Annotated in this window: 24 protein-coding genes; 5 read left to right on the plus strand and 19 right to left on the minus strand. The window is 59.8% G+C overall.

Annotated elements, in window-relative coordinates:
• Positions 1–11 precede the first annotated feature (11 nt).
• The 5 genes from AB4N73_RS03375 to AB4N73_RS03395 all read right to left on the minus strand — a co-directional run bounded on the left by AB4N73_RS03375 (position 12) and on the right by AB4N73_RS03395 (position 4,634).
• Positions 12–1,001 carry an ABC transporter ATP-binding protein gene (locus AB4N73_RS03375; protein ID WP_130929269.1) on the minus strand — a complete coding sequence of 330 codons (990 nt, stop codon included), beginning with the start codon at positions 999–1,001 and terminating at the stop codon, positions 12–14.
• Positions 998–1,798: an ABC transporter permease gene (locus AB4N73_RS03380; protein ID WP_016773742.1), complete on the minus strand. Its 801-nt coding sequence runs from the start codon at positions 1,796–1,798 to the stop codon at positions 998–1,000. Before AB4N73_RS03380 ends, AB4N73_RS03375 begins: the two co-directional genes overlap by 4 nt.
• Positions 1,785–2,621, minus strand: a complete 837-nt coding sequence (locus tag AB4N73_RS03385) for an ABC transporter permease (protein ID WP_191637016.1) — start codon at positions 2,619–2,621, stop codon at positions 1,785–1,787. The genes AB4N73_RS03380 and AB4N73_RS03385 overlap by 14 nt, the downstream gene beginning before the upstream one ends.
• A 5-nt stretch (positions 2,622–2,626) precedes the next feature.
• Positions 2,627–3,433: an alkaline phosphatase family protein gene (locus tag AB4N73_RS03390; protein WP_150638736.1), complete on the minus strand. Its 807-nt coding sequence runs from the start codon at positions 3,431–3,433 to the stop codon at positions 2,627–2,629.
• A gap of 133 nt (positions 3,434–3,566) precedes the next feature.
• A complete protein-coding gene (locus AB4N73_RS03395) occupies positions 3,567–4,634 on the minus strand; it encodes an ABC transporter substrate-binding protein (RefSeq protein ID WP_041479304.1) in 1,068 nt (355 codons plus the stop codon).
• A gap of 350 nt (positions 4,635–4,984) precedes the next feature.
• On the opposite strand from AB4N73_RS03395, the gene phnR reads away from it, so the two are divergent.
• A complete protein-coding gene (phnR, locus tag AB4N73_RS03400; RefSeq protein WP_431078389.1) occupies positions 4,985–5,698 on the plus strand; it encodes a phosphonate utilization transcriptional regulator PhnR in 714 nt (237 codons plus the stop codon).
• A gap of 526 nt (positions 5,699–6,224) precedes the next feature.
• Here the strand turns inward: phnR and AB4N73_RS03405 are convergent.
• Positions 6,225–7,559, minus strand: coding sequence for an amidohydrolase (locus tag AB4N73_RS03405; protein WP_460142914.1), 1,335 nt, complete (start codon positions 7,557–7,559; stop codon positions 6,225–6,227).
• 304 nt (positions 7,560–7,863) lie between these two features.
• Between AB4N73_RS03405 and AB4N73_RS03410 the strand changes: the two genes are divergently transcribed.
• On the plus strand, positions 7,864–9,774 hold the full coding sequence (locus AB4N73_RS03410; RefSeq protein WP_460142915.1) for an S-type pyocin domain-containing protein: 1,911 nt from the start codon (positions 7,864–7,866) through the stop codon (positions 9,772–9,774).
• Positions 9,774–10,028: a bacteriocin immunity protein gene (locus AB4N73_RS03415; protein ID WP_076566779.1), complete on the plus strand. Its 255-nt coding sequence runs from the start codon at positions 9,774–9,776 to the stop codon at positions 10,026–10,028. The genes AB4N73_RS03410 and AB4N73_RS03415 overlap by 1 nt, the downstream gene beginning before the upstream one ends.
• Positions 10,029–10,075: 47 nt before the next feature.
• Here AB4N73_RS03415 and AB4N73_RS03420 read toward each other — a convergent pair whose 3' ends face one another.
• The 9 genes from AB4N73_RS03420 to minC form a co-directional block, all read right to left on the minus strand.
• Positions 10,076–12,232 carry a mechanosensitive ion channel family protein gene (locus tag AB4N73_RS03420; RefSeq protein WP_041479310.1) on the minus strand — a complete coding sequence of 719 codons (2,157 nt, stop codon included), beginning with the start codon at positions 12,230–12,232 and terminating at the stop codon, positions 10,076–10,078.
• 74 nt (positions 12,233–12,306) lie between these two features.
• The gene (locus tag AB4N73_RS03425; protein WP_016773747.1) at positions 12,307–12,483 is read right to left on the minus strand and encodes a hypothetical protein; all 177 of its coding nucleotides are present in this window, start codon (positions 12,481–12,483) and stop codon (positions 12,307–12,309) included.
• Positions 12,484–12,675: 192 nt separating this feature from the next.
• The gene (locus AB4N73_RS03430; protein WP_016773748.1) at positions 12,676–13,965 is read right to left on the minus strand and encodes a M18 family aminopeptidase; all 1,290 of its coding nucleotides are present in this window, start codon (positions 13,963–13,965) and stop codon (positions 12,676–12,678) included.
• A 78-nt stretch (positions 13,966–14,043) separates the two neighbouring features.
• The gene (locus AB4N73_RS03435) at positions 14,044–15,117 is read right to left on the minus strand and encodes a hypothetical protein (RefSeq protein WP_460143571.1); all 1,074 of its coding nucleotides are present in this window, start codon (positions 15,115–15,117) and stop codon (positions 14,044–14,046) included.
• 114 nt (positions 15,118–15,231) lie between these two features.
• Complete coding sequence (locus tag AB4N73_RS03440; RefSeq protein WP_460142916.1) at positions 15,232–16,074, minus strand: protein kinase family protein; 843 nt, start codon at positions 16,072–16,074, stop codon at positions 15,232–15,234.
• 150 nt (positions 16,075–16,224) lie between these two features.
• Complete coding sequence (locus AB4N73_RS03445; RefSeq protein ID WP_024012204.1) at positions 16,225–16,860, minus strand: RluA family pseudouridine synthase; 636 nt, start codon at positions 16,858–16,860, stop codon at positions 16,225–16,227.
• A gap of 169 nt (positions 16,861–17,029) precedes the next feature.
• Positions 17,030–17,284 (minus strand): cell division topological specificity factor MinE, encoded by a 255-nt coding sequence (gene minE, locus AB4N73_RS03450; RefSeq protein ID WP_003223146.1) that lies wholly within the window; start codon positions 17,282–17,284, stop codon positions 17,030–17,032.
• Positions 17,284–18,096, minus strand: a complete 813-nt coding sequence (gene minD / locus AB4N73_RS03455; protein ID WP_056784017.1) for a septum site-determining protein MinD — start codon at positions 18,094–18,096, stop codon at positions 17,284–17,286. The genes minE and minD overlap by 1 nt, the downstream gene beginning before the upstream one ends.
• Positions 18,097–18,265: 169 nt before the next feature.
• The gene (gene minC, locus AB4N73_RS03460; RefSeq protein ID WP_041479318.1) at positions 18,266–19,003 is read right to left on the minus strand and encodes a septum site-determining protein MinC; all 738 of its coding nucleotides are present in this window, start codon (positions 19,001–19,003) and stop codon (positions 18,266–18,268) included.
• 117 nt (positions 19,004–19,120) lie between these two features.
• Between minC and AB4N73_RS03465 the strand changes: the two genes are divergently transcribed.
• On the plus strand, positions 19,121–20,053 hold the full coding sequence (locus AB4N73_RS03465) for a lipid A biosynthesis lauroyl acyltransferase (protein WP_041479319.1): 933 nt from the start codon (positions 19,121–19,123) through the stop codon (positions 20,051–20,053).
• Positions 20,054–20,088: 35 nt separating this feature from the next.
• Positions 20,089–21,261 carry a patatin-like phospholipase family protein gene (locus AB4N73_RS03470; protein ID WP_041479321.1) on the plus strand — a complete coding sequence of 391 codons (1,173 nt, stop codon included), beginning with the start codon at positions 20,089–20,091 and terminating at the stop codon, positions 21,259–21,261.
• Between the two features lie 91 nt (positions 21,262–21,352).
• Here AB4N73_RS03470 and AB4N73_RS03475 read toward each other — a convergent pair whose 3' ends face one another.
• From AB4N73_RS03475 to AB4N73_RS03490, 4 genes are all read right to left on the minus strand, one after another.
• Positions 21,353–22,138, minus strand: a complete 786-nt coding sequence (locus AB4N73_RS03475; protein ID WP_056784020.1) for an outer membrane protein OmpK — start codon at positions 22,136–22,138, stop codon at positions 21,353–21,355.
• A 371-nt stretch (positions 22,139–22,509) separates the two neighbouring features.
• Complete coding sequence (locus AB4N73_RS03480; RefSeq protein ID WP_460142917.1) at positions 22,510–23,295, minus strand: outer membrane protein OmpK; 786 nt, start codon at positions 23,293–23,295, stop codon at positions 22,510–22,512.
• A gap of 162 nt (positions 23,296–23,457) precedes the next feature.
• On the minus strand, positions 23,458–24,810 hold the full coding sequence (locus AB4N73_RS03485) for a nucleobase:cation symporter-2 family protein (RefSeq protein ID WP_039763799.1): 1,353 nt from the start codon (positions 24,808–24,810) through the stop codon (positions 23,458–23,460).
• A 168-nt stretch (positions 24,811–24,978) separates the two neighbouring features.
• The gene (locus AB4N73_RS03490; RefSeq protein ID WP_016773757.1) at positions 24,979–26,292 is read right to left on the minus strand and encodes a urate hydroxylase PuuD; all 1,314 of its coding nucleotides are present in this window, start codon (positions 26,290–26,292) and stop codon (positions 24,979–24,981) included.
• Between the last annotated feature and the right edge of the window lie 21 nt (positions 26,293–26,313).

Below are 26,313 nucleotides of genomic sequence, written 5' to 3' on the forward strand. Positions count from 1 at the left end.
CAGCAAAGTCATCAGGCTACCTCACACAGGGCCGTAGGATCGATGGAAAGTGCCAGGCGCTGTCCGTCGGGATGCAGATCGGCGGCGGAGCGGTTGAGCACATCGACCACCAGTTCCACGCCGCGTGCTTCGACGCGATAGCGAATGACGTTGCCGAGCAGGCTGTGGCTGCGGATCTGCGCGTCGAGTTCGCCGTCAAGGCTCAGTTCGATGGCTTCCGGGCGGATGGCGATGCGGTGGTTGATCGGCCGTTGCAACAGCTTCGACGCAGCCTCGGCGTCGAGCAGGTTGTAGTTGCCGATGAAGCCGGCGGCGAATACATCGACCGGCGCGGTGTAGAGGGTTTCGGCATCGCCACTCTGGACGATCTTCCCCTGATTCATCAGGAAAATCCGGTCCGACATGGTCAGCGCTTCTTCCTGATCGTGGGTGACGAAGATCGTGGTCAGGCCGAGTTCGCGCTGGATCTGACGAATCTGTTCGCGCAGGTGTTTGCGAATCCGTGCGTCGAGCGCCGACAGCGGCTCATCCAGCAGCAACAAGCGCGGGCGGGTCACCAGCGACCGGGCGAGGGCGACACGCTGGCACTGCCCACCTGACAGTTGATGCGGATAGCGGCTGGCGAAGTCGTGCAGTTCAACCAGTTTCAACACTTCAGAGACGCGCTTGTGGCTGTCATCGGCGTTGACCTTTTGCATGCGCAGGCCGAAGGCGACGTTCTGTTCGACGGTCATGTTGGGGAATAGCGCGTAGCTTTGAAAGACCATACCGATGCCACGTTTCTGTGGGCTCAACGGCACGAGGTCGACACCGTCGAGGAGGATCTTGCCGCCATCCACCGGGGTCAGGCCGGCGATGCAACGCAGCAAAGTCGACTTGCCGCACCCGGACGGGCCGAGCAGGGTGACGAACTCGCCTTTGTTGATTTCGCAATCGATGTCGCTGAACACCGTGGTGCCGGCATAACTTTTCTGCAGGTGTTGGACGCTGACGTAGCTCATTCGCTTTTGTCCTTGTTCAAGATGTTGGCGATCCAGGTCAGGACCAGCACGAAAAAGAAATACGAAATGACCAGCGCACTGGTGAAGTGACCGCTGCTGTTGCGCATGTTGTTCAGGTATACCTGCAAGGTTTCGTAGCGGGTGCCGACGAGAATGTTGGCGAACACGAACTCACCGAAGAGGAACGAGAATGACAGTAGCAGCGCCACCATCAGGCCTTTGCGCAAGTTCGGCAGCACCACCAGAAACGCCGCTTGAAAGGTGCTGGCGCCGAGCAGTTGCGCGGCGTCCATCAGGTCGCGCAGGTTGATCGCTTGCAGGTTGTTGGTGATCGCGCGGTACATGAACGGCAGCGCTACGGTGAAGTAGCAGCCGATCAGAATCCACGGTGTGCCGACCATCGCCATCGGCCCGGAACCGTAGAGCTGCAGCAGCCCCACCGAGGACACCACCGGCGGCACCGCGAAGGGCAGCAGGATGAGGATGTTCATCAGCGCATCGAGTTTCGGAAAGTAGTAATGCACGACAAACAGCAGCGGCAGGATCAGCACCACCGATAACACCAGCGCGCCGACGCAGACGATCAGCGACTGCCCGAATGCGTGGAGAAAGCGCGGATCGCTCCACAGCTGGATGTACCACTTGAAGGTGAAGCCGCTCGGCAGAATGGTCGCCGACCAACTGCTGGCGATCGAATAGACCAGCGTGCCCAGCAGCGGCAACAACAGGATGGCGAACAGCAGATAGACCACGACGCGGTGGTAGAGGCCGGCCGGGCCGGATTCAGCGCGAGACATGGTAGCTCCTCTTCAACAGCAATTGATGCACGACGGTGACAATGGTCATCAGCGCCACGAGCACCACCGCCAGCGCGCTGGCCAGGTTCGGGTCAAGGGAAATGTCGCCGGAGACCATCGCCGCAATACGGATCGGCAGAACGTTGAAGTTGCCGGTGGTCAGCGCATAAACCGTGGCGTAGGCGCCGAGGGCGTTGGCCAGCAGGATCACGAACGTGCCGAGCAACGCCGGGGTCAACACCGGCAGGCCGATGTGCCGCCAGAACTGCCAGCCGTTGGCGCCGAGCAGTGCGGCGGACTCGCGCCAGTCTTCACGCAGAGCGTCGAAAGCCGGATAGAGCAGCAGCACGCCGAGGGGAATCTGGAAATAGGTGTAGAGGATGATCAGGCCGGTTTTCGAATACAGGTTGAAGTCCTGAATGATCCCCGACTGCTTGAGCATGATGGTGATGCTGCCGTTGAAACCGAGCAGGATGATGAACGCGAACGCCAGCGGCACGCCGGCAAAATTGCTGGTCATGTTGGCGAAGGCATTCACGAAGTTGCGCAGCTTCGAATCGACGCGGCGTAGTGAATACGCACCAAGCACGGCGATGATGATGCCGAATACGCTCGACCAGAAACTGATCTCCAGGCTGTACTGGATTGCCTGCCGATAGAACTTCGAACCGAAGATCTTGCTGAAATTGGCCAGGCCCCACCCGGACTCTTCCGATTCCAGGCTGTTGATCATCACCCAGACCAGCGGGGCGATTTCGAAGACGATAAAGAACAGCGCGAAAGGCACCAGACACAGCGCCGCGAGCCATTTGCCGCGAGTCATGGCATTCACTTGAGCAGCTCCCGGCACACAGGTTTGTCGTGGGGCACGCCGAGCAGCTCGCAAACCGTGCCGCAGAGCTCGGTCTGCTTCGGTGTGACATCAGGGTTGAGGCTGAACGCCTCGCCGAGGACGAACAGCGGCACCTGACGTTCTTCCGCCAGCAGGCCGTTGTGCGAGCGATCGTTGTTCATGCCGTGGTCGGCGGTCACCAGCACCTGATAACCAGCGTCGAGCCAGGTCTGCAGATAGTCGGCGAGGATGACGTCAGCCGAGCGCGCGCTGTTGCGGTATTGCGAGCTGTCGAGGCCGTGCTTGTGCCCGGCGTCGTCGATGTTCATCGGGTGGATCAGGAGGAAATCCGGCGCATGACGCAGGCGCAGGTTCTCCGCGTCGGCGAACAGGTGCGAATCCGGATAATGGTCGTTCCAGTAGAAATGCCCGTGCTGGATCGGCAATGTCGGATCGTCGGTGTGGCGGTCGCGCGCAGCCACGAACGGTGAGCGGTTATACAACTCGCTGACCCAGTGATACGCCGCAGCGGCGGTTTTCAGCCCGGCATCGCGGGCGTAGTGATAGATGCTGCGCTGGTTGGACAAGCGCGAGACATTGTTGTGGACGATGCCGCTGCCGATCGGTGGCACGCCGGTGAGGATACATTCGTAAAGCGGTCGGGACAGGGCGGGCAATTCGCACTCCAGTTGATAGAGCGCCGCGCGTCCTGCGCCAACATAAGCCTGCAGATGCCCCATGGCGTGACACGCAACCTCGTAGTTGAGGCCGTCGAGCACGACAAGGATGACGTTGTGCTTCATAGGGGCAAGAACTCCGAAAACAAATCTGGAACCAATCTGTGTCGGAGCTGCCGGACGCTGCGATCTTTCGATGTTGCTTTTAAAGGGCAAGATCAAAAGATCGCAGCCTTCGGCAGCTCCTACAGATGAAGGATTACTTCATCTCTACGATGACTTCTTCGTTCCACTGCTGCGGCAGGGCTTTGGAGGTCTTTTCCCACGCGTCGGCGTCCTTGACTGGCGTAACGTTTTTGTATTGCTCGTTCGGCAGCAGCTTGGCTTTCACGTCTTCCGGCAGTTGCAGGTGTTCGGCGCGGATCGGCCGGGCGTTGCCGCGGGCGAGGTTGGTCTGGCCGGCGTCGCTGAAGATATATTCGCGCGTCAGCTTGGCGGCATTGGGGTTTTTCGCGTACTTGTTGATGATCGTGGTGTAGCCGGAAATCACCGAGCCGTCGGATGGAATCAGCACTACGTAATCATCCGGGTTGGCCATCTTGGCTTTGTAGCTCAGGCCATTGAAGTCCCAGACCACGCCGACTTCAATCTCGCCTTTTTCCATAGTGGCGATGGTCGGGTTGGCCATCGACAGACGACCCTGTTTGGCGAGGTCGGCGAACAACAGCAGTGCAGGCTTGATGTTTTTCTCGTCACCGCCATTGGCCAGTGCGGCAGCGAGGACACCGTTGGCGGCCTGGGCAGCAGTGCTCACGTCGCCGATGGAGACTTTGTATTTACCGGTTTTCAGGTCAGCCCATTTGGTCGGCACGTCGGAGCCGTTCAGCAGCTTCTTGTTGACGATGAAGGCGATGGTGCCGGTGTAGGCCAGTGCCCAGTTGCCGTCCTTGTCCTTGGCCCAGTCCGGAATCTGATCCCAAGTGCTTGGCTTGTACGGTTGCACCACGCCTTGCTTGACCGCGATCGGGCCGAAGGCAGCACCGACGTCGCCGATGTCGGCGGTGGCGTTGTCTTTTTCAGCGGCGAACTTGGCGATTTCCTGAGCCGAACTCATATCGGTGTCGATGTGTTTCAAGCCGTAATTCGCAGCCAGATCATCCCAGGTGCCTTTCCAGTTGGCCCAGTTGTCGGGCATGCCGACGCTATTGACGGCGCCTTCCGCTTTCGCAGCGGCTTCGAGGGTTTTCAGATCGGTGTCGGCCGCCATGGCGGCGCTGCACATTGCAATGGTCGAGCCTAACAGTGTTGCCAGGAAAAGCTGTTTCATTCCGAAGCTCCTTGGTCGTGTTCAACGCTGCGATTGCGGTTGGGTTGGTCTAGGTCAGCAATACCTGAGCCAATTTAGGCGGGCTGGATGACATTTTGATGTCGATGGCCTTGTGGCTGATCTTTTCTCCGCCCGGGATTGGCGGTTGCCAAACAAGCGTAGACCATGACGCAGGCCCGATACGCAAGGGACTTGGCCGATGTATTGCAAGCCGTGAAAACGACCGTTGGGTAGTTTTTGTCATCTGTCGGTCATCTGCACTGCCTAGGCTTGCAACACACGAAAGCGCTCTGAGCAGCGCCCGGATTTGCCCTGAAACAGTGCTGGTCTAGTCCAGATAGGTAACGTTGATGCGCGATGAGGCAACGAAAGCGGTGACAGCGATTGGTCAGGTGCTGCAGGAGCAGATCAATCATGGTTTGCTGGCGGCCGGGAGCAAGTTGCCCGCTGAACGCAAGCTCAGCGAGTTGTTCGGGACGACGCGGATCACTGTGCGTGAAGCGCTGTTGCAATTGGAGGCGCAAGGGCAGATTTATCGTGAGGAGCGGCGCGGCTGGTTCGTGTCGCCGCCGCGTCTGGCGTACAACCTGATGCAGCGCAGTCATTTTCACGCGATGGTCAGTGCGCAGGGGCGTGAGCCGTCGACCGAGGTGATTTCGGCGCGGTTGCAGCCGGCTTCGGCGGCGGTGTGTGCGTGGTTGCAGCTGCCGGCGTTGTCGAGCGTGATCCAGATTTGCCGCTCGCGGCGGATTGATGGGCGACTGGTGTTGTATGTCGAGCACTACCTGAATCCGCAGTTTTTTCCGGGGATTCTTGAGTTTGATTTGAATCAGTCGATCACTGAGTTGTATGCGCGGCATTTCGATTTGCACTATGGGCGGGTGCGGTTTGAGATTGTGCCTACGTCTTTATCTGTCGATGCGGCGGCGGCTTTGCGGGTGTCGGTGGGGAGTCCGGGATTGAGGATTGCTCGGGTCAATTATGATCAGCATGGGCGGCTGATTGATTGTGATCTGGAGTTTTGGCGGCATGATGCGATTCACGTAGGGGTTGATGTGGTTTGATCTTTTTTGACCTTGGCGGCCTTTGGGCCGACCAGGTTTTGGAGGTTTGGGTGAATATCCGTTGCTGCGGTAACGGCTTCTTATGGTTCCGCCCTTACGGCGGGTCACTTTTTCAAACGCCAAAAAGTAACCAAAAGGCTGCGCCCTGACGTTCGGCCCGCTCGCTGGGGCTCGGGGTTCCTTCTGCGGGATCGATCCTGGCGCAGCGGCTCCGGTTTGCTTCGCTGCACCTACACTCGCTGTGTACGACTGCGTCGTACGGTCGCTGCGCTCCCACGCCCGGATCAATCCCTCCACTCAGCCTGCCGACGGGCTCCGAGATCAAGATCAAAAGCGGTGCTCGAGCTAACGCTCATCGTGTGTAGGAGCTGCCGAAGGCTGCGATCTTTTGTTTTTGCTTTCGCTTTTCTGTGGGAAGCGAGCCTGCTCGCGAAGGCGGCCTGTCAGCCGACCAATCTCTGTCGGATGTACTTAATCCCTGTGGGAGCGAGTCTGCTCGCGAAAGCGCCCCCACAGTCACCCCTTCCTACTTGCCCACCGCCGCATTCCCATACAGATAATCCGTCGCCAACGACGCCAATGTTCTCACCCCAACCACCAGCGCCGACTCATCCACAAAGAACCCCGGATTGTGATTCGGCGCGGCCTTGCTCATGTCCTGATCCCGCGGCGTAACCCCGAGAAACACAAACAATCCCGGCGCCTCTTTGGCGAAGAACGAGAAATCTTCCGCCCCACCCACCAGCGGTCCCTGCACCACATCATCCTTGGCCGCCCACTTCAATGTCGGCAGCATTTTCTCGGTCAGTGCCGGGTTGTTAATCGTCGGGTCGTATTTTTCGATGATGGTGACGTCGGCTTTGGCGCCGCCGCTTTCGGCGATTTTCTCGATGGTCTGGCGTACGTCGCTGTGCAGTTTCTGGCGGATGCCGTAGTCGTAGGAGCGGATGGTGCCGGTCATGTCGAGTGATTCGGGGATGATGTTGTAGCGGGTGCCGCCGTTGATGGTGCCGATGCTGACCACCGACGGGTAAGAGGAAATGTCGGTGCGGCGGCTGACCACGGTTTGCAGGCCGACGATGGTTTGCGCGCCGACGGTGATTGGGTCGATGCCATCCCGGGGGCGGCCGGCGTGGGTTTGTTTGCCGTGGATCTTGATGCGCAGGTCGTCGGAGCTGGCCAGGGTCGGGCCGGGGCGGTAGGCGATCTGGCCTGCGGGGACGCCGGCCCAGACGTGCAGCCCGAACACCGCGTCTGGTTTCGGCGATTTCATTACGCCTTCCTCGACCATCATCTTCGCGCCCCAGGTGTTTTTGCCGTCGGGAATGAAGTCGCTCGGGCCTTCTTCGGCGGGCTGGAAGTAGAACACCACGGTGCCGGGCAGGGTGTCGCGCATGCCCGTCAGAATTTTCGCCGCGCTGAGCAGGATGGCGGTGTGGGCGTCGTGGCCGCAGGCGTGCATGACGTCGACTTCCTTGTCGAGATACGTGCCTTTGGCTTTTGAAGCGAACGGCAAGTCGGAGATTTCCTTGACCGGCAGCGCGTCCATGTCGGCGCGCAGGGCGACGGTCGGGCCGGGCAGGGCGCCTTTGAGAATGGCGACAACGCCGGTGCGGGCGACGCCGGTTTTCACTTCCAGGCCCATGGCTTGCAGCTGTTTGGCGACCAGTTCAGCGGTGCGTTTTTCAGTGTTGCCAAGTTCTGGATGAGCGTGAAGGTCGCGGCGGGTTTCCAGCAGCTCCGGCTCGAGCTTCTGCGCCTGCTCGGCGATGCGCGTGCGGGCGCTGTCCATCGTCGCGGCACTGGCGTGGCTGGCGACCAGGGTGAGCAAAAGGGTCTGGGCAATGCGCGTCAGTTGCATGGGCTTCTCCTTGATTATTGTTGTTGGCTTCCTTGCCTGTGACAAAGGCTTTGCACGCAAGTGCGATCGGGTCCGGAAAGCGCTATGCGCTCCGACAGATTTACGTTTGAGCATAAGTTATCAGCGAAAACTCCTACCGCTTTATCAGTTTCGTCCGGCGTGACAGATAAAACGCGGGCGATAACCATGTACCGCACCGCACAACATCTATTTCCATAAATTTCTCCAGGTGCCGGTCACGTTATTGGCTGTTTGAGGGTAACGGGTCAGTGCGACAAAACTATTGTCCATGGAGGACTTATAAATGCAGCGTAATGGAATAACGCTTCCGCCGATTGTTGTGCGTCCGGATAAACAAGATGAATATTTACATTATTTAGGTGCAGGGGACGGCTCGGGACCAGGCATTAACTTTGCGCCGTTGGGTGAAATACTCGATATGGAAAGTATCTATAAAGATACTTCCAGGAATATTGCTCAGGTCATTGAAAATGAACTGGCAGAAGCGAGGGCGGCAGGTGATCAAAGTGTCTTGCCGCCTTTGGATGCGCTGGCGCGGGAGATGCAATTCAGGGATTCCCTGATCGCCAGGAAGTTTGGTGCGCTTTTGGTGGCCAAGGACGTGGCCATCGAACGTTTCGGCCACGCCCAGGTTGAAACCTTTTTCAACGGAGGCCGCTTACCGCAAGTCAATCGGCGAAGCGCCAGCGTCAGCGTACGGCAGGCTTATAGCGCTCTGTTCAACGCCAAGTTACTGGTTGAGGGCATTGGCGTGTTGAACAGCCAGTCGGCCACGGTCAAGGGCATGATTGCCGTGGTGCAAGCGCAGGAAGCCGAGCGGATCGCTCAGGAGCAGGCGCGGTTGGCGGCGGAATACGCCGGGCAGGTTGCACAGGAACAGGCCCGCGTCGCTCAAGAGCAGGCGCGGCGGCAGGCGGAGGAGCTGGCGCGGCAGGCCGCGGCCGATGAAATCAGGCGGCTCGAAGAGGAACAGGCCCGTTTGGCGGCTGAGGCACTAGAGCGCAAGCGTGCCGAGGAACAGGCAGCGCTTGAGGCTGAGGCCGAAGCACGCAGGGTTGCTGAGGAAAAGCGCTGGCAGGACACCTCCGGTGGGCACAGTAGCCTGTTGCGCTTTCAGGGCAATACCAGCCACGCCCAACTGGTATTTGCGACGTCCGCTGGTGCGGTCGCGATTGCAGACAACCTGATGGCGGGTTTTGCCGCTTCGATTCGCGCGGCGGTGGCCGGTTTATCGGAGGTAGCTGCCGGCGCGGCGTCCGGGCTGATGGTGGGGGGGAGTGCGTTTGTCTATTCCCCGGTGTTGGGCAATGGAGAGTTGCCTGAACGCTTTCTGCTCAGCCTCCCACTGGCAGATCTGCTGCCCGGTCAACTGCCTGATCTGGACAGGCTGGCAAGCGAAAGAGCACGACTGAATCTGCCGGTACGTTTGAGCGCCCGTCCGCTGACGGGCTCTCTCGCCGAACTGCTTGTCGTTCCGGTAGCGGGGACAAAACGGCCTTCCGGCGTTCGCGTGGTTGCAGCTGGTTTCAACGCAGGGAACAACACTTACAGCGCGACCCTCAATGACATCCCGCCGACAACCGCGGTCTGGACTCCCGCAGTAACGCCGGCAGACAGTTCAACGCTGTTCCCCATCGAGAATCCGTCCCCACCGCGATATATCGGCGGCAACCTCGTGCCGATTGAAGGACGGATCGACGCTCACCCAGGGCGGGGCAGCATTCGTTTCGACGACTTCATTCTGGTCTTCCCGTCGGAATCGGGCCTGCCACCGCAGTACGTCATGTTCCGGGATCGACGCAATGATCCAGGGGTGGCGAGTGGTCATGGAGCGCCGGTTGCGGGTGGATGGCTGGAGGCGGCTACGCAAGGTGAGGGGGCGGCAATTCCCTCAAAAATTGCAGATCAATTGCGAGGCAAGAATTTCAAGGATTTCAGGGCATTCAGGGAGACTTTCTGGAAAGCGGTGGCCGCTGATGCGGAACTGGCGATGTCGTTTGATCCAGGTAGTCTCAGTGCAATGAGCAAAGGCCGATCACCGTATGTGAAAGCGGGCGATCGGGTTGGTAAACGAGTGAAGTTTGAGTTGCACCACGTCTCATCGTTATCGGATGGTGGGCAGTTGTACGATATTGACAACCTGCGGTTGCTAACTCCGAAACAGCATTTGGCAGTTCATAAGGGAGGCGAGTAATGAAAAAATTAATGATCAATGAAATGTCCGAAGAGCAATTCTTGCATTTCGTACAAAAGATATACCAATCGGATTACGCGACTGAGAAGGGGCAAACCTCAGCTGTAATGGAGTTTGAACGACTGAGCGAACATCCAGCGGGTTCCGATTTGATCTACTACCCAGAATCGGGGAAAAGCGGTCCGGAAAATATTGTGGCGGAAGTCAAAAGGTGGCGGGCCGCCGAAGGAAAACCTGGTTTCAAAGCCAGATAAAACTAGCCCCCTATTGGTATTACCTGCCAATAGGGGGCCATCTCTGTTCAGCTTTCCTTTTTGATTTCCACCCCAGGCGTAATCACCTGCACACTCATCCTTGGTGTCGCCAGATCCAGCCCCGCCTCATCCAGTTGCCTTTTCAGCGACAAATTGAACGCCCGGGAAACTTCCCACTGCTTGATCGGCGCAGTCTTGAACCGTGCGCGCAGAATCGCGCTGCCGGACTCGAAACTTTCCACACCCTGAATCTCCAGCGGCGACCAAATATTGCGGCGCTGCAACGGATCGCTGCGCATCTTCTGGCCGACGTCGCGCATCAGTTTGATCGCGTCGTCGATTTCCATGTTGTATGGCACGGCGACGCGGAAGATCGCGTAGCCGAATTCCCGCGAGTAGTTCTTGATGCTTTTGATTTCGCTGAACGGGATGGTGTGGACGATGCCGTCGATGTCGCGCAGGCGTACGGTGCGGATGGTCAGACCTTCGACGGTGCCGAGGTGGCCGCCAACGTCGACGTAGTCGTCGATGGCCAGCGAGTCTTCGATGATGATGAACAGGCCGGTGATCAGGTCAGCGACGAGCGACTGCGCGCCGAAGCCGATGGCCAGACCGATCACGCCGGCACCGGCCAGCAGCGGTGTGACGTTCATGCCCATGTTCGCCAACGCGACGATCAGCGCGATGATGAAAATCGCCACGAACAGCACGTTGCGGATCAACGGCATCATCGTCTGCGCCCGTGCATTCGCCAGGCCTTTGCGCGAGCGGGTGAGGGCGTGGTGCACGGCGGTGTCGGCGAGGATCCAGATCAGCCAGGAGAAAATCAGCGTGCCGATCAGGCTGAACAGTTTGACGCTGATGTCATGGCCATCGCCTTCGGCGAACGCGATCAGCGAATGGCCCCAGACGCGCAGGCCCAGTTCGATGAAGATCAGCCACACCAGCAAATGCGTCAGGGTGTAGAAGAAGTTTTTCAGTCGCTCCGAATACAGCGCATGGCGTTTCGGCCCGCGTTGCGGTTTCAGCGAATGGCGGCGCACGAGGCCGTTGATAACCATGCACAACACCAGCAGCACCGTGCAGATCAGCGACTGGCGCAGCGCGGTGCTGGTGTCGCCGGCGGAGACAAACGTGGCGAACAGCGAGATGCCGACCAGCACCAGTGCCGGCACGTACCAGAAGGTGCCGAGGATCTCGATGGTGTCGCTGAGGGCGCGGCGGGTCAGGCGGCGTGACAGCGGTTGGTTGCGGATCAGGTGCGCGATCGGTCGGCGGAATCGCAGAATGAACAGGCCGGTCGACAGCGCCGCAAGCACATTGGCCGTGGTCGCGGCGGTGTGCGCCAGATGTACGCCCAGGCTCTCGACCAGACGCGGATCGCTCAGCGCTTCACCGAACGCGGCGAAGCTGCCGATCAGCCACAGCGGCCGAAACGCCTGATGACGCAGGATGTACAGCGCGCGATGGCGATGCGGGCCGTCGAGCAGGGAGAAGGCGATCACGCAGATCGCCGAGAAACAGGTGCCGACCACCAAGGCATAGGCCAGCACCATCGCCAGGCTTTTGCCCAGCGAAGACGGCAGCACGTAGCTCATGTACACCGTCATCACCAATGCGATCAGCCACGGCCCGAGCTTGCGCAGGGCAAAGCGCAGCATGTCGAGGGCCTTGGGGTGTTGCGGCAGTTCTTCGGTGAGGCCGAAGCGCAGACGCACGCGGTGGCTGAGCCAGATCAGCGCGGCGGCGAGCAGGCTCCAGACCATCAGGATCACCGCGAAACCGAAAATGATCGGCAGCCATTCATTGGCCGGCAGCAGCTTGCTGGTCAGTTCGTCCTTGGCCAGATCGAATTCGTTGGACCAGCGGGTGAGCGGGCTGTCGGCGCCGGAAAACTGTTTTTCGAAGCTGGCGAGGGTGCCGCCGATCAGGCCCAGCACGCCTTCTTCGGGGGTGGCTTGAGCTTTCTTCGTAGCGTCGCGCAGCTTCTTCAGATCGCTGAGCAACTGCGCGCGTTGCTTGTCGTTTTCCAGCGACTTGATCACTTCGTCCAGTGACTGGCCGAGGGGTTCCACGGCTTCAGGCTGCGGTTTGGAAGTGTTGAGCAGGCCGGGCAGACCGACCGCTTGGGCGGGCGCCAGCGGCAGCAGCGTCATCAGGCAGACAAGCAGCAGACCGGGCAAAGCAAAAAGACGAGCGAACACCAGAAGACAACCTCGCGATAGGCGGATGCGCTGGAGTGTACGAGGCCCTTTGGCTCAATGCGAGCCGGGCGCGGTCATTCGTTGAGTTTGGCGAGGATCTTGTAGACCACCGTGGCGAGGATCATCAGCATGCCGATCCACATGGCGAACACCCCGGCGTTCTTGTCGCGGAAGTTGAAGCCGATGGCCAGCAGGATCATTCCGCTGAGGATGGGAATGAGCATGGCGTGGAAGGAGGACATCGAGATCATGAAGACTGCCTTGTCTGTGGGGGATGTTTGCAGTCTAGGCGGGTTTTCGAGGCGGGGTGTGATGTGGCTCAGGAATGCATCAGGCCGGGAGGATTCTGCTGTCTGCACAGGCGATTTCGCGAGCAGGCTCGCTCCCACAGGTGAATGGCATTCCATTGTGGGAGCGAGCCTGCTCGCGAAGCTTGTCAGCCGTTACGGCAATTCACGGCTGGCATAGAACGCACTGAGCACTTTGACCAGATGCGCCAGGTCATGGCTGCCGCACAGCTCGCGAATCGAATGCATGGCGAAGGTCGGCAGGCCGATGTCGACGGTGCGCACGCCCAGATGGCTGGCGGTGATCGGGCCAATCGTCGAGCCGCAGCCCATGTCGCTGCGCACCACGAAGCTTTGCACCGGGACTTCTTCGGCCATGCACAGATGGCGGAAGAAACCGGCAGTTTCGCTATTGGTGGCGTAGCGCTGGTTGCTGTTGACCTTGATCACCGGGCCGGCGTTGAGTTTCGGGCCGTGATTGGCGTCGTGCTTGTCTGCATAGTTGGGATGCACGCCGTGGGCGTTGTCGGCGGAGACCAGCAGGGATTTCTGAATCGTGCGGACGAACTCGTCGCCTTCTGGCAGCAGGCGGCGCAGAGTCTGTTCGAGCATCGGGCCGTCGGCACCGCACGCCGAGCACGAGCCGACTTCTTCGTGGTCGTTACAGACCAGCACGCAGGTCTCGTCGGTTTCGGCGGTGAGCAACGCTTGCAGGCCGGCGTAGCACGACAGCAGGTTGTCCAGACGCGCACCGGCAATGAAATCGCCGTTCAGGCCGATCACCGCAGCGCTTTGCGTGTCGTAGAAACTCAGCTCGTAATCCAGCACCACGTCGGCGTTCAAACCGTGTTCGCGGGCCAGTTGGTCGGTGAGCACGGCGCGGAAATCGACGCGCTCGTCACCGGCGAATTGCGCCAGGATCGGCGGTAGTTCGGTCTGCGCGTTGATCGCCCAGCCCTGGTTGGCTTCACGGTTGAGGTGAATGGCCAGGTTGGGAATGATCGCGATGGGTGCCTTGAAGTCGATCAACTGACTCTCGACCTTGCCGTCACGGCGGAAGGTCACGCGGCCGGCCAGCGACAGATCGCGGTCGAACCACGGCGCCAGCAGCGCGCCGCCGTAGACTTCGACGCCCAGTTGCCAGAAGCCCTGACGTTGCAGTTCCGGTTGCGGCTTGACCCGCAGACACGGGCTGTCGGTGTGAGCGCCGACCAGACGGATACCGTCGTGCAGTGGCGAGTTGCGGCCCATTTTGATCGCGACGATCGAGGAGTCGTTACGGGTAACGTAATAGCGGCCGTTGGCCTCGGTGGACCATGGCTCGCGCTCGTCGAGGCGCACATAACCGGCGGCCTCCAGACGCTGAACGAGGCTGGCGGTGGCGTGGAACGGGGTAGGGGAGGCCTTGAGAAAGTCGATCAGGCCCTGGTTCAACTCTGCGCGCATAAGAAACTCCAGACAGCAATGGGCGGCAGTTTAACGCATCACTCAGCGCCATTGGGCAAGTGGTTTGCGCAAGCACGCTCAGGAGTGCTGATCGATGCGCTTGCGCAGGTAGGCAATGATGGCTTGTTGATCATCCTTTCTGGCGGGTTTCGGCAGGTGCTTCGGCCAGCCCTTGCCGCTGCCGAAGAAGGCCTTTTGCGTGACGCTGTCCCAACGCAGGATTTCCCGCGACGCCGATTCCCACCATTCGTGACGGCAGATCTCGTAATACGGGTGGGCAGGTGCAGCACTGCCGAACAGCAACGCCCGGCCGACTTTCTTCATGCCGCCGCGCTTTTTGCGCAGCTTCCACTTGATGCGCAGGCGCTCCCAGGTTGAGGGAACGGGTTTGCTGCGCGGAACCTCGTTGCACAGCTCTGGCAGTTCGGGGTGGAAGGCCTCGCCGTAACGGGCGAAAAAATGTTTCTGCATGGCGTGGAAGAAGTTCTTGTCGGCGAAGTAGTGATAGATGAATTTCTTCGCTTCCTGGATCGGCTGGTCGCGCATGGCAAAAGACAGTGCAATCTGTTCGATCGTATGGATGTCGAACGAACCCTGCGTCCACTCATCGATCAGCCGGACCGATTTCTCCAGCAGCGCTGCATCGCCATCGGTGACGCCGCACAAGCCGCTGTTGTAGAGCTTGAAGCTGTTCGTCGACGAGATGCCGTGGACTTGCAGGCAGCGCGCGAGTCTTTCGTAGTCCGCCCGGTTACAGACGTAACTCCAGTCATATTCGAAGCGGTCCATCACGTAACGGCCGGGCGTGATCATGCTGAACAGCCGGTGCGGCGAACCGAGAAACAGCGTATCGGTGTCGACAAACAGGGTTTTTTCGGCGAGTGTCAGGCCCAGCGCAATGGCGCACGCTTTGCGGCGGTGGTGGTAGCCGTTCTCGCCCTGCCACTGGATCAGGGTCTGCTCGCTCAAAGGGACGGTATCGACCGGCCAGCCGGCATAGTCCTGCGGATGATCGGTCAGGACTCGGATGCACAATGATTCACCTGGCTGCAGTTGTGCCAGGGCGGTGAGGATGCTGAATTTTGCCTCGCGCCGATAAACGTCTTTGTCGCCATAGATCAGGTAGAGCAGCTGGTGCGGTACTTTTTCCAGGGGGGGAAGGCTTCGCGCATAAGCGGCTCCATACGGCGGGGGGCGCGAGTTTACCGTATTGCTCCGCTGATTTGCAGGCCGGGCACTTGCTTCAAAGTGTTGCCAGGGAGGGCGTCAACCGGTGATCAATCTGCCAGAGAGGAAGACTTCACGGCGTTGCTTGCGACCGACGTATTCATGTTTGCTCAACTGATAGACAGCCTCGAACCTGTCTCTCGATAAGCCAGGCAGTGCACTGAGGTATTGATCTACCAGGCGATCGTAGGCGGCTTCGGTGATGAATTTGTAGATATCCCGACGATAGAAGAAGCCGAGTTGAAAACCGAGTGTTTCACTTGCGTGCGCGGTCGGGCCTGCGAAGCAGTTTTCAAAGTCGATGGCTTTGAGTGGCCTTTGCGTTTGCTCGGGCACCATGATGTTGCCCACCCAGAAATCCATGTGGGTGATGTTCTTGCTGGCGAGCGAGCTGAGCAGTTGAAACGCGTCGAGGATAAAGGCTTCGATGTTTTCGGGATTGCGTCTGATGCACTCGGCCCCATCCATATGGCCTTCGAGCAGGTGAGTCAGCAGGAAGAACTCCTCGGTCAGGCCTAGTCTGCTGCGGGTATAGCCATAGCCCTTCAGTGGAGGCATCTCCACGCCCCGGCGCTGAGCTTCGAGGGAATTCATCAGTTCTTCGAGCGGCCAGTCGAAGCGCCCGTTGCGTTGCGGTTTGTTCAGGCTCACCCGCACCTTTGCCTTGAACGTGTCCAATGGCTGGACCTTGGCAAATAGTGGTGTGTCACAGGACGATAACGGTGCGCTGGCTCGGGTCAGTTTGTGCGCGCGGCGTTTTTTAATGAGCTGCTCCAGGGCCTGGCGTGCCTGGATGCTGGGTGCTTCGCTCAAGTGCAGGGTCGTGTTACCGAATGCGTAGATGATCGGGTATTCGGATTGAAGTGTTTTGCTGCAGAACACGGAAAGGCCTCCTGCCTGATATCGAAGTGCCATGATTTTATATTTGATTACAATTTTATGACAGTTCTTTACGTCAATATATTGCCGGTGGATTTTTGGCAGGACAAAAAAGCCCTTCACCAGGAAGGGCTTCCAAAGTATTCACGCAATTCAGAACGGAGCCGGGCACTCGAAGCGCAGGCGCTCGCCGGTCTGCGGATGAGTGAAGCTGAGCATGCTCGCGTGCAGGCACAGACGCGGCCAGGCCGCCAGCGCTTGCTCGTGGGCGTAGAGTCCGTCACCGAGCAGCGGATGGCCGATCGACAACATGTGCACGCGCAGTTGATGCGAGCGGCCGGTAATCGGTGTCAGTTCGACACGGCACCAGTCGCCGCAACGTTCCAGCACCTTCCAGAAGGTCAGCGCATGCTTGCCGAATTCGTGATCGACGACATGCCGTGGCTTGGTCGGTGGGTCGTAGCGCAGGGGCAGATCGATGCTGCCGCTGTCCAGCTCCGGCTGACCCCAGGCCAAAGCGGTGTAGGCTTTTTCGGTTTCGCGGTCGTGAAACTGCCGCGACAGTTCGCGATGAGTGTCGGCGTCACGGGCCAGCAGGATGATGCCGGAGGTTTCCCAGTCCAGGCGATGAACGATGCGCGCTTCCGGGTAGCCGTTTTCCTGCAGGCGGGTAATCAGGCAGTCCTTGTTGTCGTCAGCGCGACCGGGCACCGAGAGCAGCAGGGTCGGTTTGTCGACCACCAGTACGGCGGCGTCCTCATGGATGATGCGGATGTTGGACAGCGGCATTAAAACAGCCTCGTAACAAATGCCAACGGCGGCTCGGGACTGCTGATAACTCTGTAGGAGCTGCCGAAGGCTGCGATCTTTTGACTTTGAAGATCAAAAGATCGCAGCCTTCGGCAGCTCCTACACGAGCATCAACAGCCCGAGCCGCCGTAGCGACTGCCAAATCGACTCAGCGATCGGGCAGGGTGATGTTGAGTTCCAGAATCGAGCAACTGCCCTGGCTTTCCAGTGCAACATGTACGTCGTCGTTGCCGATGTTGACGTACTTGCGGATCACGTCGACCAGTTCCTTCTGCAAGGCTGGCAGGTAATCCGGCGTGCTGCGCTGGCCGCGCTCATGCGCCACGATGATCTGTAGACGCTCTTTCGCTACCGAGGCGGTACTTGGCTTTTTGTTGGCACGAAAGAAGTCAAAAAGGTTCATTACCTACCTCCAAACAGGCGCTCGAAGAATCCCTTCTTCTCGACATCGAGGAATCGGTGGGCTTTTTCTTTGCCCAGCAGGCGGTCGACGGTATCGCTGTAAGCCTGACCGGCATCGCTCTGGTCGTCGAGAATCACCGGCACGCCCTGGTTGGAAGCCTTGAGTACCGCCTGGGATTCCGGAATGACGCCGAGCAGGGTCACCGAGAGGATCTCCTTGACGTCTTCAACGCCAAGCATCTCGCCCTTTTCGACACGCTCCGGGTGGTAGCGGGTGATCAGCAGGTGTTCCTTGATCGGCTCTTCGCCACGTTCGGCACGGCGCGATTTGCTCGCCAGCAGGCCGAGCATGCGGTCCGAGTCACGTACCGAGGAGACTTCCGGGTTGGTCACGACGATCGCTTCATCGGCGAAATACATGGCCAGGTGCGCACCTTTCTCGATGCCCGCCGGGGAGTCGCAGACGACGAACTCGAATTGTTCCTTGAGCTCCATCAGGACTTTTTCCACGCCTTCGACGGTCAGCGCGTCTTTGTCGCGGGTCTGGCTGGCCGCCAGTACGTAGAGGTTTTCCAGGCGCTTGTCTTTGATCAGTGCCTGTTGCAGGTTGGCTTCGCCGTTTACCACGTTGACGAAGTCATACACCACGCGGCGCTCGCAACCCATGATCAGGTCGAGGTTACGCAAGCCCACGTCGAAGTCGACGATCACTGTTTTGTGGCCGCGCAGAGCGAGACCGGTACCGATAGCGGCGCTGGTGGTGGTCTTACCCACACCACCCTTGCCGGATGTAACCACGAGAATCTTGGCCAAGGTGTTTCACCCCTAAGGAAGAAGGACTGTTCAGCCCCTGAAAAACATCTCTTGAAAACTACTGCAGTCGGACAGCCTTGGCTGGAATTTGGCTTTGGGCCTTTTTCCTACTTCGTTTGAGCCGTTTTCGCTACGTTTTAGAGATGCTTGGAAAATGCGGCAGTATCCGTTAAAGCCGAATGATGTTCAACACGTCGCCTGACAGGCTGACCTGGACGCCCGAGCCCCACATCGGATCGCGACGCAAATCCTCGGAGACCTTGTAATGACCGGCGATGGAGATCAGTTCAGCGCTCAATTGCTGACAGAAAATCCGTGCCTTGGTGTCACCTTTGACGCCGGCCAGCGCACGGCCGCGCATCGGGCCGTATACATGGATGTTGCCATCGGCGAGAAGTTCCGCCCCCGGACTGACCGATGAGACCACGACCAGATCGCCACCCTGGGCATATATCTGCTGGCCACCACGTACTGGCGTGGTGATTACGCGGGTCGGTTTGACGGTCGGCTCAGGCGGCTTTTCCGGCTTCTTTTTGACTTCGGCTTCCGGCGTCTCCAGCGGACGCTCGCGGGCGCCGGAGGGCGGTAGCACGGGGATGTCGATGGCGATGGCGGCGGCGATGTCTTCGATGCGGCTGGCGCGAATGGCCAGGGTACGCAGACCGTGCTGACGGCAGACGCGCATCAGCCCCGGCAGGTCAACCGCGCCCTGATTCGGCGGCAGTTTGTCCAGAGCCAGAACCAGCGGTGCATTGCTGAAAAAATTCGGCGCCTGGGCGACTTTGGCGGCCAATTGCCGATCGAGGCTTTCGAGGTCGTTACGGGCCAGTTCCAGCACAGTGATGGCCAGCATGCTGCCCTTGAGCTGGAATACGGGATCTTGGTCTAACGGGTCGGTTTGGCTCATGTCGGCATACAACGGCTTGTCACTAAAAGTGCCGAGACTTATAACGAGAACGCCCGCGAGCCGCAAGCCGGGTCGAACGATGTAGAATGCGCGGCCACTGTATTTACGGAAGCTTTAATGGATCGCCCGCGTTTTCGAAAAGCATATCTTGCTCCGCGCTTCTGGCCGCTCTGGTGCGGCCTGGGGCTTTTGTGGCTGATCGTGCAGTTGCCGTATCCGGCGCTGCTGACCATCGGTCGAGTTTTGGGCGCGTTGATGTATCGCGTCGCCAGCGACCGGCGAACCATCGCCCGGCGCAATCTTGAGTTGTGCTTCCCGGAAAAATCCGCCGCTGAGCGCAAACGCCTGCTCAAGGAAAACTTCGCCTCCACCGGCATCGCCTTCTTCGAGATGGCGATGAGCTGGTGGTGGTCGCGCGAGCGTCTGGCGAAACTGGCCCACGTCGAAGGCCTTGAACATCTGCAGAAAGCCCAGCGCGAAGGCAAAGGCGTGATCCTCATGGCCGCGCATTTCACCACCCTGGAAATCGGCGCGGCGCTGCTCGGCCAGCAGCACACCATAGACGGCATGTACCGCGAACACAAAAACCCCTTGTTCGACTTCGTCCAGCGCCGTGGCCGCGAGCGGCACAATCTCGATTCGCTGGCGGTGGAGCGCGATGACGTGCGCGGCATGCTCAAACTGCTGCGCTCGGGACGGGCGATCTGGTATGCGCCGGATCAGGATTACGGCGCCAAGCAGAGCATCTTCGTGCCGCTGTTCGGCATTCAGGCCGCCACCGTCACTGCGACGACCAAGTTTGCACGGCTGGGCAAAGCGCTGGTGGTGCCGTTCACTCAGGAACGTCTGGCCGACGGCAGTGGTTATCGTCTGGTGATTCATCCGCCGCTGGAAGATTTCCCCGGCGAGAGCGAGGAGGCCGATTGCATCCGCATCAATCAGTGGGTCGAGAGTGCTTTGCGTGCCTGCCCCGAGCAGTATCTGTGGGCGCATCGGCGCTTCAAGAGTCGCCCACCGGGCGAGCCGAAGCTTTATCCCAAGCGTCGTTGATTCACCCGTACTGACAAGCACTGTGGAGTGTTGCGATGAGTCCTGCTGAACCGGTCACAGGTTTGATTCTTTCCGGCGGCGGGGCTCGGGCGGCTTATCAGGTCGGGGTGCTGGCGGCGATTGCCGAGTTGCTGCCGGTCGGTGCGGACAATCCGTTTCCGGTGATCGTCGGCACCTCGGCCGGGGCGATCAATGCGGTCAGCCTGGCCAGCGGTGCCATGGATTTTCGCGCTGCCATCGAACGCCTGACCCAGTTCTGGCAGGGCTTTCGCAGCCACCGCGTGTTGCGCAGCGACTGGCCCGGGGTCATCCATCAGGCCAGCCGTTTTGTCAGCCACAGCCTGCTCGGCCTCGGTCGGCAGATGCCGGTGGCGTTGCTCAACAGTTCGCCGCTGCGCGAGCTGCTCGAGGAAAAACTGCACCTGCCCGGCATCGCCGAATCCATCGCGCGCAAGCAATTGCACGCGGTAGCGGTGACCGCTTTTGGCTACGAATCGGGGCAAGCGGTGACGTTCTATCAGGGCGGCGGCACCATCGACGCCTGGCTGCGGCACCGCCGTATTGGCGTGCCGACGCAATTGTCGGTCGATCACCTGTTGGCCAGTTCGGCGATTCCGCTGTTGTTCGCGCCAGTGAAAATCGGCGAGGAATATTTCGGTGACGGCGCAGTGCGCCAGTCGGCGCCGATCAGCCCGGCGCTGCATCTGGGGGCCAGTCGCGTGCTGGTGGTGGGCGTCAGCGGCAACCCGCGCGGCGTCGATCCGCAGCAGCCGCTGGAGCGCGCCTACAGCGGCCAGCAACCGACTCTGGCGCAGATTGGCGGGCACATGCTCAACAGCACGTTCATCGACAGTCTGGAGAGCGATATCGAGTTGCTGCAGCGTCTGAATCAGTTCAGTCATTTGCTCCCGGCCGGCACACCCACTCGCGCGCTGGGTGTGGCGCCCGTGGAAGTGCTGGTGATTGCGCCGAGTCAGCCGATCGACGAAATCGCCGCGCGGCATCGCCAGGAGTTACCGGCGGCTTTGCGCCTGTTTCTGCGTGGGCCGGGGGCGACGAAGACGAGCGGGGCGGGGGTGCTCAGTTACCTGCTGTTCGAGGCGGGGTATTGCAGCGAGTTGATCGAGTTGGGGCGGCGGGATGCGTTGGCCAAGCGCGAGGAGCTGTGCCGGTTTTTGCGGATATCGGAAGCGGTGGCTCCTGCCTGAAATCTGCGGTGAGGCCTTCGCGAGCAGGCTCGCTCCCACATTGGAACTCGGTCTGAATGTGGGAGCGAGCCTGCTCGCGAAGCTTTCAGGGTCAGAAGTGGAACTTGACCAGGAAGCTTGTGGTGCTCTGATCGGTCTTGAAGTACTGGCTGTCCTTGATCCCGTACTTGTCCGACCAGTAGTCGTACTCGACACCGACATACAACTGCTTCTCGCCGAAATTCAGCGCCTTGCCCAGGTCGTATTTGACCTGCGGGTTGAAGTGCAGGTTGGCGTGGTAGTCGCCCTTGGAATTGGAGTCGTTGTCGACCACCCAGTCCATGAAGCCGTCGATGAGGATGTTCGATTTGCCCACCGGGATGGTGTAGGACCACACCGGGGTGATCTGCCAGACATTGTCACCGGCGCGTGCGCCCTGGGTGTGACGCTGGTAGAAGTTCAGCTGGAAGTAATCGAAGCCTGGAATCGCCAGGTCGAAGCCCGGACCGATCAGGTACGACTCGGTATCGCCTTCACCGAACTCGTAGGTCATGGCCAGCAGCACGTCAGTCACCGGACCAAAGGCCAGTTTCTGATCGAAGATCTTGCCGAACGACAGGCGCGGGCTGAGCTCGCCGTAGTAGGTGTTGGAGCCGACGCCGCCATCATCCTTGCCGTTGTAGAAGATCTTGTCGATGAACAGGAAGTTGTCCCCATACTTCCAGGCATCGGCGTGCTCGAAGGTCACGGTCTGCTGAATGCGCGGGTTGACCTGGAAGTCCTTGCCATACAGGTAGGTCAGGCTGTTGTTCTGCCACTGCAGCAGGCCTTCGGCCATCGCCTGGCCGCCGGCGAACATCGATCCGGCCAGCATCAGGCTGGTGCACATACGTTTCATTCGGTTGCTCCCAAAGTAGGTGTTCCACGTTATTTTTTTAAGATCGGCGCTCTGATGTGGCGCCTTTTTTCGTACCGCAAATTTCATCCGATCGGTCAGCTTTGAATGCTGGTAGCAAAAGCTGCGCCAAGGCTTTTGAAAAACCAAAAAACGCCCGTTCGGCTGCTGAAAAACAGTCGACGAGCGTGTTTTCGGGATGCCTCAGGACTGACCGCAGCCGGGATAAGTTGGCTTTTCGGTCAGAAATTGAATTCAGGCTTTTTTTTAGAGCGAATTCGGAAGGCCGCGGAGAATACTGACTCCTCGGCCAACGCTCAAGTGCCCCGCAACAGAGCACCGACGGCAAGCATGGCGCACGGTTGCGGGCCATCTCAGAAGTGCACCTTCAGCAGCAGGCTGGCGGTGTTCTGGTTGGTATCGAACGCGTGGCTGTTTTCGATGCCGTATTTGTTCTTCCAGTAGCTGTACTCGGTGCCGACGTACAGCTGTTTCTGGCTCCAGCCCATGGCTTTGCCGAGGTCGTATTTGATCTGCGGATTGATGTGCAGGTTGGCGTGGTAGGTGCCGCGCGAGTTTTCGTCGTTGTCGACGACCCAGTCGAGGTAGCCGTCGATCAGCACATCGGAATTGCCCAGCGCAAAGCTGTAGGACCACGCGGGGGTGATCTGCCAGACACCATCGCCGGGGCGCGGGCCTTCGGTCTGGCGGCGGAAAATGTTCAGGGTGACGTAGTTGAAGCCGGGCACTTTCAGGTCGAAGCCGGGGCCGATCAGATAGGCCTCGGTTTCGCCTTCGCCATACTCGTAGGTCATCGCCAACAGCACATCCTTGATCGGGCCGAACTCGATCTTGCGGTCGAGGATCTTGCCGAAGGACAGACGCGGGGTGAACTCGCCGTAGAAAGTATGCGCCCCTTTGTTCGGGTCTTCCTTGCCGTTGTAGAAGATCTTGTCGACGAACAGAAAGTTGTCGCCGTACTTCCACTTGTCGGCGTGCTCGAAGGTGACCGTCTGCTGATACGAGGGGTTGATCGCGAAATTCTTGCCGTACAGATAGCTGAGGCTGTTGCTCTGCCACAGCAGCAGATCGCCGGCCATGGCCTGACTCGCGGCCAGCAGGCCGCCACTCAACAGAACGTTGCTTTGCGTGCGGATCATCTGTTGCTTCCTGTTGTTTTTATTGTTTGAGGCACAAGCAGTTGCGTAGTCCCTATGGGAGCGAGCCTGCTCGCGAAGCGGTTGTGTCAGTCGCCATCAATGTTGAATGACACAGCGCTTTCGCGAGCAGGCTCGCTCCCACAGGTGGCGTGGTGGTTTCAATCAGTGAGCATGGCAATCATTGATCGCCGCACGCTCCTTGCCGCCGAGGATGTTGAACAGCAGGTTCAGCGTCAGCGCGCTGAGGGTGGCCATGGCGATGCCGCTGTGGGTGATCGGGCTCATCCACAGCGGCAGGTGGGCGAAGAATTCCGGACGTACCACCGGGATCAGGCCCATGCCGATGCTTACCGCGACCAGCAACTGATTGCGGCGGTCACCGATGTCGGCCTCTTGCAGGATCTTGATGCCAGTGGCCGCGACCATGCCGAACATCGCAATCGCCGCGCCGCCCAACACCGCCGGTGGAATCGATGCCACCAGAAACGCCGCTTTCGGCAACAGGCTGAGGACGATCAGCAGGCCACCGGCAACGATTGTCACCGAACGGCAGCGCACACCGGTCATCTGCACCAGGCCGATGTTCTGCGCGAACGAGGAGTGGGTGAAGGTGTTGAAGAAACCGGCGAAGAACGACGCGCCGGCATCGCACAACAAGCCACGACGGAGCATGCGCGGGCAGACTTCCTGGCCGGTGATCTTGCCCAGCGCGAGAAACATCCCGGTGGACTCGACGAAGATGATCACCACCACCAGACACATCGACAGAATCGGTGCCAGCTCGAATTTCGGCATGCCGAAATGCAGTGGGGTGACGAACTGAATCCACGGTGCGCTGGCCATGCCGCTGAGGTCGACCATGCCGATCACGCCGCACAGTACATAGCCCAGGCACATGCCGATCAGCACCGAAATATTGACCCAGAATCCGCGCATGAAGCGATGAACCAGCAGAATGGTCGCCAGCACCAGCGCAGCGATGGCCAGATAAATCGGCGAACCGAATTGCGCGGCGTCGACACCGCCACCGGCCCAGTTCACGGCCACGGGGAACAGCGATAAACCGATCGAGGTGATGACCGTGCCGGTCACCAGTGGCGGGAAGAAACGCACGACCTTGGACATGAACGGCGCGATCAGCATGCCGAAGAAACCGGCAGCTATCGTCGCACCGAAGATCCCTTGCAGACCGATGCCGGGCATGCCGGCCATGGCCACCATGCTGCCGACCGCAGCGAAACTGGCGCCCATCATCACCGGCATGCGAATGCCCATCGGGCCGATGCCGAGCGACTGCACGATGGTGGCGATGCCGGCGACCAGCAGGTCGGCGTTGATCAGGAAGGCGATTTCTTCACGACTCAGGCCAGCGGCCTGTCCAATGATCAGCGGCACCGCGATGGCACCGCCGTACATCAGCAGAACATGTTGCAGACCGACCAGGATCAGTTGCAAAAGGGGCAAACGCTGAATGGCGGGTGCGTCGGGGATGCGCGCTTTGGACAGCTCGGACATGCAACACCTCGGATCTTTTTTATTCTTGTGATTAACAGCTGCCGGGTTGCTTGCAGCTGTTTCTTTGCATCAGGCAGACCGCGGAGCGGCCATTCGCGGGCAAGCCCGCTCCCACACAGGTTATGCAAAACCCTGTGGGAGCTGGCTTGCCAGCGATGCTTTTAACGATTAATTGGTTTGCGCTCCCTGGGCAATCCAGGCACCGATCAGGTCACGTTCCTGCTGGGTCATCTGGGTGATGTTGCCCAGTGGCATGATCTGCGTGGTGATGGCTTGCGCCTGAATGCGCGCGGCGTTCTGGCGGATCTGCTCGGGGGTGTCGAACATCACTCCGGCCGGGGCTGCGCTGAACAACGGGCTGGTCGGCTTGGACGAATGGCACACCGTGCAACGCTCTTGAATCACGTTGTGCACTTTGTCGAAACCGGGGCCGGCATTCGAGGCTTGCGCGGGTGCCGCCGCAGGAGCTGCGGGTGCCGCAGGTTGCGCCGCTTCGGCCGGCTTCGCGCCACCGCCCAGTGCCGTTTCCGGCAGCGGTTGGTACTCGATTTTCGCTGGCGCCTTGGCCACTTCAGGTGCAGTCGACATCGGCGTCGGACCAGTGACGTAGGCCAGGCAGATCATGCCCACCGCTGCCACCGGCAGGGTCCAGGCAAACTTGTGGCTGTCGTGACGGGTGTTGAAGTAGTGACGCACCAACACCGCCAACACTGCGATCCCGGCGAGGATCAACCAGTTGTACTGGCTGCCGTAAGTGCTCGGGAAGTGGTTGCTGATCATGATGAACAGCACCGGCAGGGTGAAGTAGTTGTTGTGTCGCGAACGCAGCAGGCCCTTGGCCGGCAGGGCCGGATCAGGCGTGCGGTTCTCGGCGATCGCCGCGACCAGTGCCCGTTGCGCCGGCATGATGATGCGGAACACGTTACCGACCATGATGGTGCCGATGATCGCGCCAACGTGCAGGTACGCACCACGACCGCTGAACACCTTGCTGAAGCCATAGGCGGCGGCAATGATCAGCACGAACAGGATGAAGCCGAGCAGGGCGGGTTTCTTGCCCAGGGCCGAATCGCAGAGGAAGTCGTAGACAAACCAGCCGACGATCAGCGAGCCGATACCGATGGCCACGCCTTCAGGACCGCTGAGGCCGCTGCCGGGTGCGACGAGGTAGAGCACCGGATTGGAGTAGAACACCACGCACAGCAGCGCGATCCCCGACATCCAGGTGAAGTAGGCTTCCCACTTGAACCAGTGCAGGTTGTCCGGCATGGACGGTGGGGCCAGTTTGTATTTTTCCAGGTGGTAGATGCCGCCGCCGTGGATCGCCCACAGATCACCGGCCAGACCGGTTTTCGGGTTGACGCGGTTGAGGTTGTTCTCCAGCCAGACGAAGTAGAACGACGCGCCGATCCAGGCCACGCCAGTGATCATGTGAACCCAGCGCACGCTCAGGTTCAGCCATTCCAACAGATGTGCTTCCACAGTCTTTACCTCTCGCCTGTC

It is taken from the genome of Pseudomonas sp. S3_B08, from assembly GCF_054667725.1.

Excerpts from the sequence above, each read along its gene's own strand:
- phnR (WP_431078389.1), top strand. The coding sequence starts at position 4,985 with ATGCGCGATGAGGCAACGAAAGCGGTGACAGCGATTGGTCAGGTGCTG.
- AB4N73_RS03375 (WP_130929269.1), bottom strand. The coding sequence starts at position 1,001 with ATGAGCTACGTCAGCGTCCAACACCTGCAGAAAAGTTATGCCGGCACC.
- AB4N73_RS03390 (WP_150638736.1), bottom strand. The coding sequence starts at position 3,433 with ATGAAGCACAACGTCATCCTTGTCGTGCTCGACGGCCTCAACTACGAG.
- AB4N73_RS03405 (WP_460142914.1), bottom strand. The coding sequence starts at position 7,559 with ATGCAACTGACGCGCATTGCCCAGACCCTTTTGCTCACCCTGGTCGCC.
- AB4N73_RS03395 (WP_041479304.1), bottom strand. The coding sequence starts at position 4,634 with ATGAAACAGCTTTTCCTGGCAACACTGTTAGGCTCGACCATTGCAATG.
- AB4N73_RS03430 (WP_016773748.1), bottom strand. The coding sequence starts at position 13,965 with ATGCGCGCAGAGTTGAACCAGGGCCTGATCGACTTTCTCAAGGCCTCC.
- AB4N73_RS03475 (WP_056784020.1), bottom strand. The coding sequence starts at position 22,138 with ATGAAACGTATGTGCACCAGCCTGATGCTGGCCGGATCGATGTTCGCC.
- AB4N73_RS03465 (WP_041479319.1), top strand. The coding sequence starts at position 19,121 with ATGGATCGCCCGCGTTTTCGAAAAGCATATCTTGCTCCGCGCTTCTGG.
- AB4N73_RS03425 (WP_016773747.1), bottom strand. The coding sequence starts at position 12,483 with ATGATCTCGATGTCCTCCTTCCACGCCATGCTCATTCCCATCCTCAGC.
- AB4N73_RS03410 (WP_460142915.1), top strand. The coding sequence starts at position 7,864 with ATGCAGCGTAATGGAATAACGCTTCCGCCGATTGTTGTGCGTCCGGAT.
- AB4N73_RS03415 (WP_076566779.1), top strand. The coding sequence starts at position 9,774 with ATGAAAAAATTAATGATCAATGAAATGTCCGAAGAGCAATTCTTGCAT.
- minC (WP_041479318.1), bottom strand. The coding sequence starts at position 19,003 with ATGAGCCAAACCGACCCGTTAGACCAAGATCCCGTATTCCAGCTCAAG.
- AB4N73_RS03480 (WP_460142917.1), bottom strand. The coding sequence starts at position 23,295 with ATGATCCGCACGCAAAGCAACGTTCTGTTGAGTGGCGGCCTGCTGGCC.
- AB4N73_RS03445 (WP_024012204.1), bottom strand. The coding sequence starts at position 16,860 with ATGCCGCTGTCCAACATCCGCATCATCCATGAGGACGCCGCCGTACTG.
- AB4N73_RS03485 (WP_039763799.1), bottom strand. The coding sequence starts at position 24,810 with ATGTCCGAGCTGTCCAAAGCGCGCATCCCCGACGCACCCGCCATTCAG.
- AB4N73_RS03470 (WP_041479321.1), top strand. The coding sequence starts at position 20,089 with ATGAGTCCTGCTGAACCGGTCACAGGTTTGATTCTTTCCGGCGGCGGG.
- minE (WP_003223146.1), bottom strand. The coding sequence starts at position 17,284 with ATGAACCTTTTTGACTTCTTTCGTGCCAACAAAAAGCCAAGTACCGCC.
- AB4N73_RS03380 (WP_016773742.1), bottom strand. The coding sequence starts at position 1,798 with ATGTCTCGCGCTGAATCCGGCCCGGCCGGCCTCTACCACCGCGTCGTG.
- AB4N73_RS03385 (WP_191637016.1), bottom strand. The coding sequence starts at position 2,621 with ATGACTCGCGGCAAATGGCTCGCGGCGCTGTGTCTGGTGCCTTTCGCG.